The organism is Clostridium sp. MCC345 (assembly GCF_018785345.1).
Classification (GTDB): domain Bacteria; phylum Bacillota; class Clostridia; order Lachnospirales; family Anaerotignaceae; genus Anaerotignum_A; species Anaerotignum_A faecicola.
Genome location: NZ_WQPP01000049.1, coordinates 1 through 218, shown reverse-complemented (window position 1 = coordinate 218; position 218 = coordinate 1). Strand labels below are relative to the sequence as shown.

At 54.1% G+C, this 218-nt stretch carries 1 pseudogene; it reads right to left on the bottom strand.

Annotated elements, in window-relative coordinates:
- Positions 1-218, bottom strand: a pseudogene (locus GPK49_RS09160) (relaxase/mobilization nuclease domain-containing protein); the annotation flags it as partial.

The following is a 218-nucleotide window of genomic DNA, read 5'->3' as shown; positions in this document are numbered from 1 at the left end:
GTTATCCGTTCCTTGCTGCCGTTCAAGAGGTCGATTTGGTAAAGCCCCTCCCGGTGGCACATCTCCATGACTTCACTCTTTAAATATTCCATAGCGGCATTGGTGCAGCGGTGCTTGCAGCCCTCCCGTGTGTCGGCGGGTCTGTCCATGTAGGGCAGAAGCGGGACTTCGTAAATCCGCAGGGAGTTGATGACGATATGCACATGGATATTCCCGCT